This window comes from Paenibacillus sp. B2(2019) (assembly GCF_008370385.1).
In the GTDB taxonomy this organism is placed as follows: domain Bacteria; phylum Bacillota; class Bacilli; order Paenibacillales; family Paenibacillaceae; genus Paenibacillus_AQ.
The window spans coordinates 656898-671899 of sequence record NZ_VTZR01000002.1; the positions used below are offsets into that span (position 1 = coordinate 656898).

General features: G+C 42.7%; 14 protein-coding genes. 8 read left to right on the forward strand and 6 right to left on the reverse strand.

Going from position 1 to position 15002, the window contains the following annotated elements; all coding sequences use genetic code 11:
- Positions 1–7: 7 nt before the first annotated feature.
- Positions 8–976, forward strand: coding sequence for a sugar phosphate isomerase/epimerase family protein (locus tag PAENI_RS03350; protein ID WP_042187542.1), 969 nt, complete (start codon positions 8–10; stop codon positions 974–976).
- A 97-nt stretch (positions 977–1073) separates the two neighbouring features.
- Entirely contained in the window at positions 1074–1331 is a 258-nt protein-coding gene (locus PAENI_RS03355) for a DUF2164 domain-containing protein (protein WP_042187544.1), read from the forward strand.
- 20 nt (positions 1332–1351) lie between these two features.
- Here the strand turns inward: PAENI_RS03355 and fabV are convergent, their stop codons facing one another.
- Positions 1352–2542, reverse strand: a complete 1191-nt coding sequence (gene fabV / locus PAENI_RS03360) for an enoyl-ACP reductase FabV (RefSeq protein WP_149644237.1) — start codon at positions 2540–2542, stop codon at positions 1352–1354.
- A 129-nt stretch (positions 2543–2671) separates the two neighbouring features.
- On the opposite strand from fabV, the gene PAENI_RS03365 reads away from it, so the two are divergent.
- The 3 genes from PAENI_RS03365 to abnB all read left to right on the forward strand — a co-directional run bounded on the left by PAENI_RS03365 (position 2672) and on the right by abnB (position 6865).
- Entirely contained in the window at positions 2672–3634 is a 963-nt protein-coding gene (locus tag PAENI_RS03365; RefSeq protein ID WP_149644238.1) for a phosphotransferase family protein, read from the forward strand.
- Between the two features lie 507 nt (positions 3635–4141).
- Entirely contained in the window at positions 4142–5209 is a 1068-nt protein-coding gene (locus PAENI_RS03370) for an ABC transporter ATP-binding protein (RefSeq protein WP_042187548.1), read from the forward strand.
- A 189-nt stretch (positions 5210–5398) separates the two neighbouring features.
- Positions 5399–6865 carry an arabinan endo-1,5-alpha-L-arabinosidase AbnB gene (abnB, locus tag PAENI_RS03375; protein ID WP_149644239.1) on the forward strand — a complete coding sequence of 489 codons (1467 nt, stop codon included), beginning with the start codon at positions 5399–5401 and terminating at the stop codon, positions 6863–6865.
- 88 nt (positions 6866–6953) lie between these two features.
- On the opposite strand, the gene fabF is transcribed toward abnB, so the two are convergent.
- Positions 6954–8192 (reverse strand): beta-ketoacyl-ACP synthase II, encoded by a 1239-nt coding sequence (gene fabF / locus PAENI_RS03380; RefSeq protein ID WP_149644240.1) that lies wholly within the window; start codon positions 8190–8192, stop codon positions 6954–6956.
- Between the two features lie 124 nt (positions 8193–8316).
- Between fabF and PAENI_RS03385 the strand changes: the two genes are divergently transcribed.
- Positions 8317–9174, forward strand: a complete 858-nt coding sequence (locus PAENI_RS03385; protein WP_149644241.1) for a helix-turn-helix transcriptional regulator — start codon at positions 8317–8319, stop codon at positions 9172–9174.
- Between the two features lie 73 nt (positions 9175–9247).
- On the opposite strand, the gene PAENI_RS03390 is transcribed toward PAENI_RS03385, so the two are convergent.
- Complete coding sequence (locus PAENI_RS03390; protein WP_149644242.1) at positions 9248–9535, reverse strand: hypothetical protein; 288 nt, start codon at positions 9533–9535, stop codon at positions 9248–9250.
- A 157-nt stretch (positions 9536–9692) separates the two neighbouring features.
- Complete coding sequence (locus PAENI_RS03395; protein ID WP_149644243.1) at positions 9693–10862, reverse strand: MFS transporter; 1170 nt, start codon at positions 10860–10862, stop codon at positions 9693–9695.
- 139 nt (positions 10863–11001) lie between these two features.
- On the opposite strand from PAENI_RS03395, the gene PAENI_RS03400 reads away from it, so the two are divergent.
- Positions 11002–11766 carry an exodeoxyribonuclease III gene (locus tag PAENI_RS03400; RefSeq protein WP_149644574.1) on the forward strand — a complete coding sequence of 255 codons (765 nt, stop codon included), beginning with the start codon at positions 11002–11004 and terminating at the stop codon, positions 11764–11766.
- Between the two features lie 66 nt (positions 11767–11832).
- Here PAENI_RS03400 and PAENI_RS03405 read toward each other — a convergent pair whose 3' ends face one another.
- On the reverse strand, positions 11833–13275 hold the full coding sequence (locus tag PAENI_RS03405; RefSeq protein WP_149644244.1) for a serine hydrolase domain-containing protein: 1443 nt from the start codon (positions 13273–13275) through the stop codon (positions 11833–11835).
- An 86-nt stretch (positions 13276–13361) separates the two neighbouring features.
- Entirely contained in the window at positions 13362–14498 is a 1137-nt protein-coding gene (locus PAENI_RS03410) for a VanZ family protein (protein WP_149644245.1), read from the reverse strand.
- Positions 14499–14647: 149 nt separating this feature from the next.
- Here PAENI_RS03410 and PAENI_RS03415 point away from each other — a divergent pair, with 149 nt between their 5' ends.
- Positions 14648–14995, forward strand: a complete 348-nt coding sequence (locus PAENI_RS03415) for a hypothetical protein (RefSeq protein WP_042187563.1) — start codon at positions 14648–14650, stop codon at positions 14993–14995.
- The last annotated feature ends 7 nt before the right edge of the window (positions 14996–15002 follow it).

Here is a 15002-nt window from a genome sequence, read left to right on the forward strand (position 1 = left end):
ACTTACAATGAAACTTGGAGTATTTATGGTCTTGTTTGGGGGTCGAAAGCTGGAGGATGCTCTTGATTATGTAGCGTCCAAAGGACTAAAGGCGGTAGAGATTGGTACAGGAGGGAATCCTGGTAACAGCCATTGTGATCCTAAGATGCTTCTCGAGAATGAGACAGCATTGAAAGAATTCAAACATGCTGTAGAATCCCGTGGATTGACGATCAGTGCATTGAGCTGTCACGGAAATCCCCTACACCCACAAAAAGAGCTTGCCCAGAAGGATCATGAGGACTTTGTGAACTCGGTCAAATTGGCGCAGAAGCTAGGAGTTCCAGTCGTTAATACGTTCTCTGGCTGTCCAGGTGATCATGAGGGTGCCAAGTATCCGAACTGGCCGGTAGCTCCATGGCCAAATGATTATCAAGAAATTCTGGATTGGCAATGGGAAAATAAAGTGATTCCTTACTGGACTGAATGGGGAGCCTTTGCCGCAGAGCATGATGTGAAGGTTGGTCTTGAGCTGCACGGCGGATTCTCCGTTCACACACCTGCTACTCTACTGCGGTTGAGAGAAGCTGCGGGTGAAGTAATCGGAGCTAACCTTGATCCGAGCCATATGTGGTGGCAAGGAATTGATCCAGTGCAGGCAATTCATATTTTAGGCCGCCAAGGCGCAATCCATCACTTCCACGCTAAAGATACAGTTATTGATCCAGTCAATGTCAATATGCATGGCTTAACTGATATGCAATCCTATACCAAAATGCTTGACCGTGCATGGCAGTTCCGTTCGGTTGGCTTTGGACATGATCTTAAGACTTGGGCTGATATTATGAGCGCTCTTCGTTTAGTAGGATATGATTATGTGGTCAGTATTGAGCATGAAGATGGATTGATGTCTGTTGAAGAGGGCTTCTCCAAAGCTGTAAGTAATCTTCAACAAGTATTGATTGAGGAGCCACTAGCAGAAATGTGGTGGGTTTAGATTAAAGGGTATAGATATAAGAAATGACGTGCGCAAGCACGTCATTTTTCCTGTATTAATAATCTGAATTTTAAACCATACAAATTGGAGGACGATCATGCAGCCGATAAAAATACAGAGAGAACACAAACTACAAATTACATCCAGCATTCAGGATTATTTTGAAACGGAGCTGTCTAGCGAAATTGGCCAATTAGCAAGTGAGAATCTTCTTGATTTTATGCTCAAAGAACTCTCACCTTATATTTATAATCAGGCACTGGCAGATGCCCGTAAAGTGATTGAGCAAAAGATGATTTCCATTGAAGAAGAATTGTATGCACTTGAGCAACCACTAACATCTGCTAGAAGATAGTCCGCAACATAATGTATTGTTTACCGCTGATTGGTAATCGTTACGTCTGGATCAGTCTCAGCTTCATAATCTACACCCTCAGTCTCAAATCCGAATAACTGGAAAAACTCCTGTTTGTAGCTTTCCAGATCTGTCAATTCATAGATATTGTCTGTCGTGAGTTTATCCCAGATTTGAGTCACTTGATCCTGTACATCCGGGGACATCTCCCAGTCATCGATTCGGATACGTCCTTCTTCGTCCACAGAAGTCCCTTCGATCGCATAAAGACGATCTGCAAACAACCGATAGGTTTGCTCAATACAACCCTCATGAAGTCCTTTCTCTTTCATGACTTTGTATAGCGCAGAAGTGTACAGGGGGACGACAGGAATTGCTGAGCTAGACTGTGTGACCAGTCCTTTCGTAACTGCTACATAGGCTCGACCGTCTATACTAGATAGTTCATCGTTAAGAGTGTGTGCTGTTAATTCTAGATGATCTTTTGCGCGTCCAATCGTTCCCTTACGATATACAGACTGGGTGATTTCCGGCCCGATATATGAGAATGCGATGGTGGTGGCATGATCGGCCAAAGCTCCGGCTTGATGGAGAGCTTCAATCCAAAGCTGCCAATCGTCACCACCCATCACTCGAATGGTATCATCGATTTCTTTGTCTGTAGCGGGCTCAATAGAAATTTGACTGACTTCACCCGTGTGAAAGTTTACGGTTTTATTCGTGTAGGTATCTCCTATAGGTTTAATTACGGAGTTATAAACTTCACCCGTCACAGGATCTGTTCGACGGGCTGAAGCAACGCTGTAGATGACTAGATCAACTTGTCCCAATTCACTGCGAATCAGCTGTATGGTTCTATCCTTAGTTTCCTTGGAGAAGGCATCACCGGTTACGCTGTAGGATTGAAGTCCAGCTTTCTCTGCAAGTTCCTCAAAGGCTGCTGAATTGTACCATCCAGCAGAGGCTGTACGGGCTCCATTGCTGCTGCTCTGGCGGTAGACGCCTACTGTGCTGGCTCCAGCCCCAAAGGCGGCTGTAATCCGTGAGGCGAGGCCATATCCTGTAGAGGCGCCAATGACAAGCACCTTGCGTGGTCCTTTGATCTCGGGTTGTGTCTGGATATATTCGATTTGCCGCTCTACTTGACGAGCGCAACCTTGCGGATGTGCGGTAGTACAGATAAAGCCGCGTGTTCTAGGTTTAATAATCATGTTAATCGTTTCCTCTCTTTCATGAAAAGCAGGCTAATGAGACTCGTTTGTTCTAATTTTAACAATTTTCAATCAAATGGAGAAGGATTGTTTATCCTTTGATACTTATTTCATTATGGTGGTGAGATCTTGGAGAGCTTTACTAAAACAAAATTAACGACAGAGCAACAGAATGATTTGGTAGGTGCTACTTTTGGAAGCCATGTGAGCATTCAGCGAAGTACTGAACTGACAGGTGGCTATTTTAACGCAGCATATGACCTTTTATTATCAGATGGAAGAGACATGATTCTTAAGATAGCACCGTCAGCTGAAGCAGATACCCTTAGTTACGAGCATGATATTATGTCTGTAGAGGTTGCGGCGATGCGACTGATGAAGTCTAAAGGGACAGTACCTGTGCCTGAGGTATACGCTTATGATAACAGTAAAGAAATGATTTCAAGTGAGTTTTTTTTCATGGAGAAAATAGTTGGCCAGCCCTATAATGAAATTAAGGAAGCGCTAAGCTCGCAGCAGAGAATAAGTATTGAGGAAGAGTTAGGTCGTTATTCCCGTTTAATTAATGAAATTCCTGGTGAGCGTTTCGGATTATTTAGTGCGTCCACACCAGTAAAAGGAACTTCATGGCGGGAAACTTTTAAGCATTTGATAATGAATCTGCTTGAAGATGCACGTCGTTTAAAGGTAGAAATGCCCATTCCGTTAGAAACTGTTGAGGCAGAGATCAAAAGTCACTTACATGTTATGGACGTAGTCGTTGAGCCTCGTCTAATACATTGGGATTTATGGGAAGGCAATGTGTTTGTGCGAGAGGGCCGCATTGTTGCATTGATTGATTGGGAACGGGCACTTTGGGGCGATCCACTTATGGAATATTATTTCCGCTATATTGAGAATTCAGAGCATTTCTGCAGAGGTTACGGGAATAGCTTCGACAGCCCAAACGAACATGCCCGTAAAAAACTCTACGACTTATATATCGACTTAATTTACTTCATCGAGTGTTATTCGCGTAAGTACGATAGCCAAGGTCACCTTGAGTGGGCGCATGATAATCTGCTTGAGGGCTGGAAGCGGTTCATGAATTAACACATTTTTGACACAACTACAACATGACAGATAGGGAGACTGAGCAACAGTAGGGGAGAATTCTTATATTTGAACGGCTGAGTGTACATATTGATACCGTAAGTTTGCTGTAGCCGCTGTCGATACTACGTTTGTTTCATGATCATTTATGCACAAATAGCATTGCTTACTGAAGTACATGACCATGTAACTTTTGCTTTGGTTGTATTATTCGTGTATATTTTGATAGTGGGCTTTAGAATCATGGCAGTATTCCTTCCATACCATTTATTGTATTTAGCAGTACCTAGTAGTTCTTCCTTATTCTCTATTTGCGTATTTTAAAGAGGAGCTATCGCAACTATTGAGCACGCAATAATTAGATCTAGTACTAAAGTGTGAGGTTAGCCGTATTTTTTTCAGAAAAATCTTGACTAGAACCCTTAAAACTAGATAAAATAATACTTATTGCTTACAACATGCTGAGAATCATTATCATAATTGACGAGGAAATGAGAGGGTGACAAGATGGAGCGCCTTTTAGAGGTAAAAGACTTAGCGATATCATTCAAAACACACGGCGGAGAGGTACAAGCGATCCGTGGTGTTAGCTTCCATGTAGATAAAGGTGAAACTCTAGCGATTGTTGGGGAGTCAGGTTCCGGTAAAAGTGTAACCTCACAAGCGGTTATGAAGCTAGTTCCTACACCACCAGGAGAATATAAACGCGGACAGATTCTGTTCGATGGACAAGATTTGATTGGCAAGACAGAGAAGCAGATGCAGAAAATCCGCGGTAAAGAGATCGGTATGATCTTCCAAGATCCGATGACCTCTCTGAACCCAATGATGAAGGTCGGCAGACAAATTACTGAAGTGCTGCTTAAACATGAGAACATCTCCAAGGCTGATGCGAATAAACGTGGGATTGAGCTTCTCAATCTTGTAGGTATTCCTTCTCCAGAACGTCGCTTCAATCAATATCCACATGAATTCAGTGGTGGTATGCGTCAACGTGTTGTTATTGCAATGGCACTTGCTGCGAACCCTAAGCTTCTGATTGCGGATGAGCCGACTACTGCGCTCGACGTAACCATCCAAGCACAAATCCTTGATTTGATGAAGGAATTGCAAAAGAAGATTGATACGGCTATTATTTTTATCACCCATGATCTCGGGGTTGTAGCAAGAATGGCAGATCGTGTAGCTGTAATGTATGCCGGACAAATTGTTGAAATGGGAACAGCGGAAGAGATCTTCTACGATCCAAGACACCCATACACTTGGGGCTTGCTAGCTTCCATGCCAAGTCTAGAGAGCAAAGGATCTTTGCTAACAGCAATCCCTGGTACTCCTCCAGATTTGATCAAACCGCCTAAGGGCGATGCTTTCGCACTACGTAGCACTTACGCTATGCAAATCGATATGGAGAAAGAGCCTCCAATGTATAAGGTTTCGGATACCCATATGGTGAAGTCTTGGCTAATGCATCCGATGGCTCCTAAGGTGGAACCGCCGGCAGTTGTTAAGAACAGACAACGTGTGCTTAAGAATGCTTATCCAGAGCCAGTTTTGGTACAAGAAGGCGCTAATTAAACAGATTATTTTACGGAAAATATAAAAGGAAACGTCAGGCCATTTCGATGGCTTGGCGTTTTTTTTATGTGTATGAATGTTTACTATTATTTAAACAAATATGAATTAAAACGAACTTAATTAAATAAAAGGATTGACTATTGTTTGTTTTCGTTTCAAAATGAAAAGGCATACATAGGAGGTGTAACGATGAGAAAAGCAATTATGACTACAATGATCAGCGTTTCATTATTAGCAGTAACCGCGTGCAATGACAATTCAGCTAGTTCCAGCAACACAAATAACGTAGCTGACTCTGCGCAACCTGTCTTCAAAAATGTATCTGTACATGATCCGTCGATCATTATGGCAGATAACAAATACTATGTGTTCGGCTCTCATTTAGCATCTGCTAAATCAAATGATCTGATGTCTTGGACTCAGCTGTCCTCTGGGGTGGTAGAAGGAAACGTACTCATTCCTAATGTCAAAGAGGAGTTTGCTGAAGCATTAAAATGGGCACAGACGGATACCTTATGGGCACCCGATGTTATCCAATTGGCGGATGGCAAATACTATATGTATTACAATGCTTGTAAAGGGGATTCCCCGTTGTCTGCACTCGGCATAGCTGTGTCGGACAATATTGAGGGACCTTATAAGAATAAAGGAATCATTCTGAAGTCAGGTATGATGGGCAAGGGTGATGATGGAGAAATATATGATGCCACTCAAAAGCCGAATGTAGTAGATCCGGATGTGTTCTTTGATAAAGAAGGGAAGCTGTGGATGGTCTATGGCTCTTACTCCGGTGGTATTTTTATTATGGAACTAGATGCTAATACAGGCTTCCCGATGCCAGATCAAGGTTATGGCAAAAAGCTTCTGGGTGCGAATCATGCTCGGATAGAAGCTCCATATATGCTGTACAGTCCGGAAACGGATTACTACTATCTGTTCCTATCCTACGGTGGTCTGGCTGCAGACGGTGGATATAACATCCGTGTAGCTCGTTCAAAGGCGCCTGATGGACCTTTCGAAGATTCTGAGGGTCAGGATATGATTAATGCACAAGGATCGCCATCCGTATTGTTCGATGATCCAGCATATGCTCCTTATGGAGTGAAGCTAATGGGGAATTTCGAATTCTTGAATACGGATGACGAGCTGCCAGTGAGTGGAGAAGGATATGTATCACCAGGTCATAACTCAGCGTTTTATGATGAAGAGAATGGCAAGTATTATCTGATCTTCCATACACGATTCCCAAATCGTGGAGAAAAGCATGAGGTAAGAGTTCATCAGATGTTTATGAACAGTGAGGGCTGGCCGGTTGTAGCCCCGCACCGCTATGGCGGAGAGAGCATAGAGAAATACACAAAAGAGCAAATTTCAGGCGAATATAAATATGTAAACCATAACAAAGACATTACGGCTGATATCGTACAGTCGGAGCTGATTGAATTCACTAAGAGCGGTAAGATTAAAGGAGCAGTAAAAGGGAAATGGAAGCTTATTGATGATCATACTGCTGAGCTTACCATTGACGGTTCTACTTATAAAGGGGTGTTCCTGAAAGAGTGGAATGAAGCAACAGCTAGTAACGTTATGACGTTTACTGCGGTTTCCAAGGAAGGTATCTCTATCTGGGGGAGCCACGTATCAACGATGGAATAATAGATTTTTTTTGAAATAGGCAGTAGAAACGGGGTTCCACTTAGTCCTGAGAATGACTAAGCTGGAACCCCGTTTTATGGATGAGTGGTCAATCTTCAAACTTTCGAATCACAATGACAGCATTATGCCCACCGAAACCAAAGGAGTTAGACATGCCTATAGTAAGATCAGATTTTCGCGCAATGTTCGGGACATAATCTAAATCACAGATGGAATCTTTGACCTCCTGATTAATGGTAGGTGGGATGATTCCTTCTTGAATGCTCTTAATTAGGGCAATGGCTTCTAGGCCACCGGCCGCCCCTAAGGCGTGTCCAGTCATGGACTTATTAGCGGTTACGGGAATCTGGTAGGCCTGATCACCGAATAACTTCTTTATCGCAAGGGTCTCGGAGCGGTCACCTACAACCGTACTTGTGGCATGAGCACTAATTACATCCACCTCTTCGGGCTGGAGATTAGCTTCATTCAGGGCCAGCTTCATCGCTTGATAAGCACCAATTCCTTCTGGATGGGTGGCGACCATATGATAGGCATCAGAGCTGGCACCATAACCGATAACCTCTCCGTGAATCTTGGCGTTTCTACGCTGTGCATGAGAAAGTGACTCCAGAATAACTATTCCGCCACCTTCACCGATAACAAATCCGTCACGTTCCCCGTCAAAAGGCCGACTCGCCTTAATCGGGTCCTCATTTCGAGTGGATAAGGAGGTGGCATTGCCGAAACTGGCTAAAGAGATTTCAGTAATGGCTGCTTCTGATCCACCAGCAATTACGATGTCGGCACCTCCATAACGGATCAACCGGAAGGCTTCACCGATTGCCGTATTTCCAATAGAGCAGGCAGTTACTGGAGACATTGTAGGACCTAAGGCTCCTAATTTAATGCTGATCATCGCCGCAGCCATATTAGAGATCATCATGGGAATTAAAGTGGGGCTGACCCGATCTGGTCCGCGGCCCTTTAACACATTCCCTTGTTCCATCAAGGTTTGAATTCCACCAACGCCTGATCCTACATAAACTCCGAGACGTTCCTTGTCAATCTTATCAAGCTGTAGACCGGAATGTGTCCAGGCATCTTCAGCGGCTGCCAGGGCGAACTGACTAAATCTATCCATTCTGCGTGCTTCTTTACGGCCAAATCTGGCCTCCGCATCGAAATCATGCACGATTCCCGCGATCTTTGTCTTAAAGTTAGAGGTATCAAATGAAGTGATTGGGGAAATACCCGACTCACCAGAAACTAGACGATCCCAGAATTGTTCTATTGTATTTCCAAGTGGCGAGATTAAGCCCATACCTGTAATAACTACGCGTTCCATAATGAACCTCCTAAAGAAGTGTATATAGGTATTTTTCCACTTATTTTATCCTATTACAAGTTATCGTTTATCCTAGTATAATTTGTACTATACTAAAGAATGTAACAGAGAGGAGAGGAAGCGTATGGCTAATCAGATGAGATTGCAGGCATTATCAGATTTCTTAAAAGCACGCCGTGCTGCGATCTCACCCAGCTCTGTTGGACTGCCAGAAGGCACACGTAGGAGAACGCCTGGACTTCGCAGGGAAGAAGTTGCACAGTTAGCGGGAGTAAGCAGTACCTGGTATACGTGGCTAGAGCAGGGTAGGGATATTAAAGTATCTTCGTCTGTTCTAGATTGTATAGCCACTGCGCTACAGCTAACTCCGGATGAGCGGAAGTATCTTTTTGCGCTAGCATTAGAGACAGGAACAGGAAACGTTCTACTTCAGCAAGAACAATCCACTGTAATCAGTCCTTCTTTACAGAAAATATTGCAGGAGCTTAAGACCTGTCCCACGATTATTTCGGACAGACGCTGCGGGATTGTAGGGTGGAATGAGGCAGCAGCTCATGTGTTTCTCGATTTCTCTAAGCTACCTATTGAGGAGAGAAACATGATTCGTCTATTATTTGTTCGCAAGGAGTTCAGACGTTTAGCCGTAAATTGGGAACAATTCGTAAGTGGTTATCTATCCATCTTTAGAGCTTATTATGGACAATATGTAGAGGATCGTTGGTACGATGAATTTATAGAGGAATTAAAGGGACTGCATCCAGCGTTTAATGAAATGTGGGAACAAAGTCGAGTAAGCTCTGCTCCAGATGTACTACTGGAATTCCGACATGCCAAAGCAGGGAAAATGTTATTTCATTTAACCTCGTTACAGGTTCAAGGCAGCACAGATTTACGTTGTAGTATTTATACTCCAGCCGCAGATTCGAATACTGAAATCAAGCTGAAGCAGCTTATGGAGCATCATAAAGAATGTCTTAGGTAGAAATTCATAGAAAAGCATCTCTAGCTGAATTATCAACTAGAGATGCTTTAGAGAGCATTGTGAAATGAATCTATTAGAAATCTGATGTTGAGATTTCAATAAATCCGAATGTTGTGCCCGAAGCAGTACTTAAGAGTGCTGCGACTAACAGTGCATGAACTTGTAGCGTGAGACTATTGAATGCCGGAATGGTGTAAGTGATAACTGGAGCATTTACACGGGTTAATACTAGTTCTACCGGTTGGTCCGAGTTATTATTTACTGTAACTGCAGCATTAATCCCACCTGCAAGGTTTTCATAATAAGATTTGCCTACGATGGGCACTAAATTAAAAAATTGTTGCGGTAATACGATGGCCATAGTAACGACCTCCTTTTCATTTGATAGGATATACTATGCAGTAAATCTATTGATGGGAGAGCGAATGACACGGGGAATTAGCACTTTTTGATAGAAAACGGGAGTGTCCGGCAGCCATCTACATGGCTATGGACACTCCCGTTTTATTGTTGGAAGATTAATGAGTGGCTATATTCTTTTTATTGGCGTGTTTACTTCCATAGATTCTGTACAATATCAATCCGAACAGCATACCGATAAACGACATCACGGAAATTGTTAAGTAAAGGACCTTACCGCCAAAGGCTTCATATAATGCTCCACCAGCATAAGAAGCGAGAATACCTGATACACCGAAGAACAGTAGCGCCAACACAGTTTGACCCGTAGCACGCCATTCCACAGGCACAATACTATATAGATACTGAATAGCTGCGGAGTAGAATATCGGGAAGGTAAGGATTTGTAGAATCTGTAGATAAGCTAATAAATGCGGATCAGATATCCAGGCCGAAATAAAGAAACGAAGAAAATAAAAGGCTCCAGAAATTGAAATAATGATTAACTCTTTTCCTTTGCGCAGCCACCAAAAGCTTAAGGCAAACACAATAATTTCACTCATTGCGGCGATAAAGAACGATTGACCAACTAATTCAGGACTGCCACCAAGCTCGCGAATATAAACCCCAAGGAAGGTATCGTTCATTCGTGCGGGAACGGAGCTAATAAATATGAGTACTAGAAATAGCAGTGTTTCTTTGTTACTAAGAAAATGCTTCAGGCTGTCAAGTGTGACCGGTTTACCGGTCACCGGAGCATCTGGCATGAACCAGCTGACCACAAAGCTTGTAAGACTAATCGCGACGAACAGCAAGGCCATACCTTGTGAACCGAAATAACTCATCACATAACCTGTGAGTAAGGCCATAACACCGTACCCCAACGCACCGTATGTACGTATCGAACCATAGCTAATTCCGGCTGCCTCAGAGATCCGGAAATTCAGGCTTTCAGCTAGCGGATCGATAGGCATTAAGAAGAAATAGAGCAGCATCGCAAAAAGAATAAGTCGCACGTAGCTGCTAGAATCGAATAAAAAGTATCCCGTCACCGCAGAACATAACAACAGAATTAACAGCACTTTGCGGATCGTTCTTGTTTTGTCACTGATCATCCCCCATAAGGGTTGAGCAATAATGGTAACAAACCCTCCAGTACCAATAATGAATCCAATTTGCGCCGGATTAAGACCTTGCTCCCCTAGATAGACTGGCAGAAAAGGAATGAACATAGCCAGCAACGCAAAATACAAAAAGTTAAACCCTCGTAATAGTGTTGGTGCATTCATAAGTTTTTTTACCTCACGTATTAATTAATATTTGTATAGAGTCAATTTTGTTATTGTATCATGGATGTTGAATGATTAGGATATAAAACTATGATAAACTGAGAATAATTAAAGCAAAATGCAAGGAGAAAAGCCGATGATAAAGCTGGTATCATGGAATGTTAATGGCCTTCGGGCCTGTGTCAAAAAAGGGTTTAATGACTATTTTAAAGAAGTAGATGCGGATATCTTCTGTGTTCAAGAAACAAAGCTTCAGGAAGGGCAAATTACACTGGAGCATGGCGAAGAATACGATCAATACTGGAATTACGCAGTGAAGAAGGGTTATTCCGGTACGGCAATATTCACTAAAATCAAGCCGATCTCTGCGAGATATGGAATGGAAGAAGATGAAGAAGCAGAAGGCCGGATCATTACATTAGAGTTCGAACATTTTTATCTGGTCAACGTCTATACGCCTAATGCCAAACGAGATCTGTCTCGATTGGAATATAGAATGGAATGGGAGGACCGTTTCCGTAATTATCTCTTAGAACTGGACAAGCGTAAACCGGTTGTTGTCTGTGGAGACCTAAACGTTGCCCATGAAGATATTGATATCAAGAATGCAAAGGCTAACCGTGGGAACTCCGGTTTTACGGATGAAGAGAGAGGGAAAATGAGCACACTGCTAGAGTCGGGCTTCATAGATACGTTCAGATATCTTCACCCGGAGCTAGAGGGAGTGTATTCATGGTGGTCTTACATGCCGAAGGTGAGAGAGCGGAATGTGGGCTGGCGAATTGATTATTTCTTAGCTTCTTCTAGACTTGCACCTAATGTAATTGATGCTCAAATTGATTGTCAGATCATGGGTAGTGATCATTGCCCAGTCATCTTGAAGCTAGCTGATTTTTCAGAATAAAAAAAGTGATATAAGGCCGCTAAGTTCCTGCATAGGACAAAGCGGCCTTTCTTTTATTAACTATACCTATTGTATTCTTCCGATTATATCATCGAATTCAAGAGGTCCCATATTCACATTAATCCGCTGCTTAAGGATTAGCATGTTCTCTAGAATATTAATATCAAGTGTAATCAAGAAAGGCATTTCAACAAATAGCAAGGACAACTGAAGTTGATCTTCTGCAGTCCAAGTAAAGCTGGACATAATCCGGTTCATGAAAGGCTCCAGGATGAGTGCAAAGCTTTCGAGCCATTGTCCTCGGCCTAATCGAATGACATTGTTCTCACCCAGTTTAGTTATTAGAGTAACTTCAGCTTCATCATTGTTGAAGGAGATAGAGATGGTAGCTAGTGAAAATTGGTTGTCATCGAGTGTATAGGTTATACCATTCAATTGATCTTCTTGAAAAGATGACCGCTGCAATTGTGGAGGGTCTATCGATAAGTTTTTTAATTGGTCTGCCAATTTGGCTGCTAATGCTTGTTCTTCCTGAAGAGGGACATCTTTCATATTGGGTAATAAATGCTCCCACACTGCATTCAAAATACCTTGAATACTATTTGAAGCGGCAGTAATAGCAATTACCGCATCCTGATCAGGAAGAACAACGCAGAGTTGTCCGAATGCGCCATCGGCGCGGTAGGCTCCGTGTTGGCATCTCCAGAATTGATAACCATATCCGAGCGCCCAGTCATGATCGCCTTCGCCATTGGAAATGTGTTTGGAAGTTGCCTCATTAATCCACTGTTCAGGCAGGATTCGTTGATTATTCCAGATCCCTTTTTGTAAGTAAAGCTGGCCGAATTTAGCGATATCCTCTGTGGTAATGCTTAAGCCAAATCCCCCCGTGTTAATTCCACGTGGACAAGACTGCCAAGTTGCTCCGTGAATACCGAGCGGAGCGAACAGACGGGGTTCTAGATATTCTAGCAGTGTTTGGCCAGTAACTCGTTGAAGGATCGCGGACAGCATGTAAGTGGCGCCGGTATTATATAGAAAATGTGTACCTGGTTGTTTCTCCACTGGGACTGAGAAGAAAGCTTTAACCCAATTCCCGTCTGCACTTTTATGAAGTGTGTCCATAGTATCCACGACATGCCCGGTACCCATCATCAATAGATGTCTGATTGTCATGTTGGATAGATTGTCAGTGTTAGTCGCAGGAGCCTCTTCAGGGAAGAAGGAGATAACTGCATCGTCGAGCGTAATTAGCTTTTCTGTAACCGCAAACCCTATTGCAGTTGAGGTGAAGCTTTTGCTAAGGGAAAATAGCATATGTGGTAGATCGGACTTATAAGGAGACCACCAGCCTTCAGAGACCACATACCCATGCCTAAGGAGCATGAAGCTATGCAGACCTAAGCTTTGCGTCTCTACTGCATCAATAAAGCTGGATATTGCGGCTGATGATATGCCCTGCTCTTCTGGAAGACTTCTAGACAACTGCGAGCTACTTGTAGTTTCCATTCATTCATCTCCTAAATTTTGAGAATCATTACCTTCTGATTTTATAATGTTTTCAATGTATACACACCATATAAAAGAGAACATTTTTAAACTTCTAAAGGGTTGCTGTTTAATTCATCGGTATGCAGTCTTTTCTCTGGCCATGAAATAACATGCGAGGTTCGGCTTAGTTTCTCATAGATTAGCTGGTCATCTTTTTTGAATACCTTAATGACTAAATGAATAAAGAAAACTAAATCGACCAGTAGAACAATGAGGTAAGCGACCGTTCTCAATGGTGAAGATAGAAGCCCCGTCACATCAGAATCGATAACAATAGCGTGAAGTCCAAGTATTACCCAATATAACAAACCATATCGGATCATAAGCGCCCAGAAAGAAGCCCGATTACCTCTGTTCGTTACCCGAATACGTACAATCCATTTGCCTAAGGTCCGCCCACCAGTAGAGGCTGGAATCAGGATGAAGTAAATCCCTGTTACAATCCAGAAAGCACTTTTTATATCGAATCCATAAAGTACACCAAACCCAATGATCCACACCATACTATCGATGAAAAAAGCAATCCCTCTGCGGGTATAGGAGACTCTTTTTGCAGAACGATCGATATTCGTATCCAGTTGTTCTATGTGTGGCAGTAGCCCGTTTATCCAGATAGAAATTCGGAATCCAAAGATCCCTCCCAGCGTGTTGGTTATAAGATCATCGACATCAAATAGACGGTAGGGATGATCAAAAAAGCCGTAGATGCCTGTAACCTGAGTGACCTCAAAAGATAACGAAAGTATGAAAGACAAGAGAATACACATTCCCCAGCGCGTTCGGAAATAGTAGCCCAGAAACAATCCAAACGGCACGGTCAAAGCGATGTTAAATATCACCTGTAAAAAAGCAGGCTCGCGCAGTAATGACCAATACGTTGAAATCTGATCAGGTATGATCTTAGAACCATCTATAATATCTTGTATGAATTGAAGAGGGACGAGCTGCATCATACTTCCCGAAGGTGCCATATTATGTCTTGAGGAAGGCATCGGAAGCAAAACGAGAAAATAAGCGTTCATCAGATAGAGCAGCAATAAGTATAGGATTAAAGCTCTAAGCTTATGGATGTAGCCGTGTCTACGGTATTGAACGATTAGAAAAGGGAGTGTGAAGATCAATGCCGCTATAGGAAACATCATAAAGGCATAAGAAATTGGGAAAAAGTAAGAATGAAACATAAGTCACCTGCCGAATCATTGTTTTTGTGGAATAATGTAGTCTGCTGCAAACTAGCGTTCCCGGCTCATTATAAAATTTTATGATAGGGAACTCAACTTATTTATTTAGCGCTTCCGGCATACATATGTCTATAGAGGAGCGTGAAGTGATGGAGAAAAAGGTGCAGCAGTATTATCGACTGAAGCAAAAGCAAAAGGAAATTGAAAAAGAGTTAGCAGAGCTTCGGCAGGATATTCTAAGCTATTGTAGTGAGCAGGGGGCTACCGAGACTGAAATCGGAAGCTACAAAGTGAAGCTAGTGATGCAAAATCGCAAAGAATATGATGATCTCAAGTTATATGAAACCCTATCAGACCCCGAAGTGTGGCGTATGCTCTCCAAATCAGATCCCGCGAAGGTAGCAAGTTTGACCAAGCTTAACGTAATCTCTGAGGACAAGATAATGCATACCTATTCTTTAAAGACTGTAACGTTGCTGCAAGTGGATAAAAAATAAGGATTTA

Coding starts and splice junctions, on each gene's coding strand:
- PAENI_RS03350 (WP_042187542.1), top strand. CDS start 8: ATGAAACTTGGAGTATTTATGGTCTTGTTTGGGGGTCGAAAGCTGGAG.
- PAENI_RS03355 (WP_042187544.1), top strand. CDS start 1,074: ATGCAGCCGATAAAAATACAGAGAGAACACAAACTACAAATTACATCC.
- fabV (WP_149644237.1), bottom strand. CDS start 2,542: ATGATTATTAAACCTAGAACACGCGGCTTTATCTGTACTACCGCACAT.
- PAENI_RS03370 (WP_042187548.1), top strand. CDS start 4,142: ATGGAGCGCCTTTTAGAGGTAAAAGACTTAGCGATATCATTCAAAACA.
- abnB (WP_149644239.1), top strand. CDS start 5,399: ATGAGAAAAGCAATTATGACTACAATGATCAGCGTTTCATTATTAGCA.
- fabF (WP_149644240.1), bottom strand. CDS start 8,192: ATGGAACGCGTAGTTATTACAGGTATGGGCTTAATCTCGCCACTTGGA.
- PAENI_RS03385 (WP_149644241.1), top strand. CDS start 8,317: ATGGCTAATCAGATGAGATTGCAGGCATTATCAGATTTCTTAAAAGCA.
- PAENI_RS03390 (WP_149644242.1), bottom strand. CDS start 9,535: ATGGCCATCGTATTACCGCAACAATTTTTTAATTTAGTGCCCATCGTA.
- PAENI_RS03395 (WP_149644243.1), bottom strand. CDS start 10,862: ATGAATGCACCAACACTATTACGAGGGTTTAACTTTTTGTATTTTGCG.
- PAENI_RS03405 (WP_149644244.1), bottom strand. CDS start 13,275: ATGGAAACTACAAGTAGCTCGCAGTTGTCTAGAAGTCTTCCAGAAGAG.
- PAENI_RS03410 (WP_149644245.1), bottom strand. CDS start 14,498: ATGTTTCATTCTTACTTTTTCCCAATTTCTTATGCCTTTATGATGTTT.
- PAENI_RS03415 (WP_042187563.1), top strand. CDS start 14,648: ATGGAGAAAAAGGTGCAGCAGTATTATCGACTGAAGCAAAAGCAAAAG.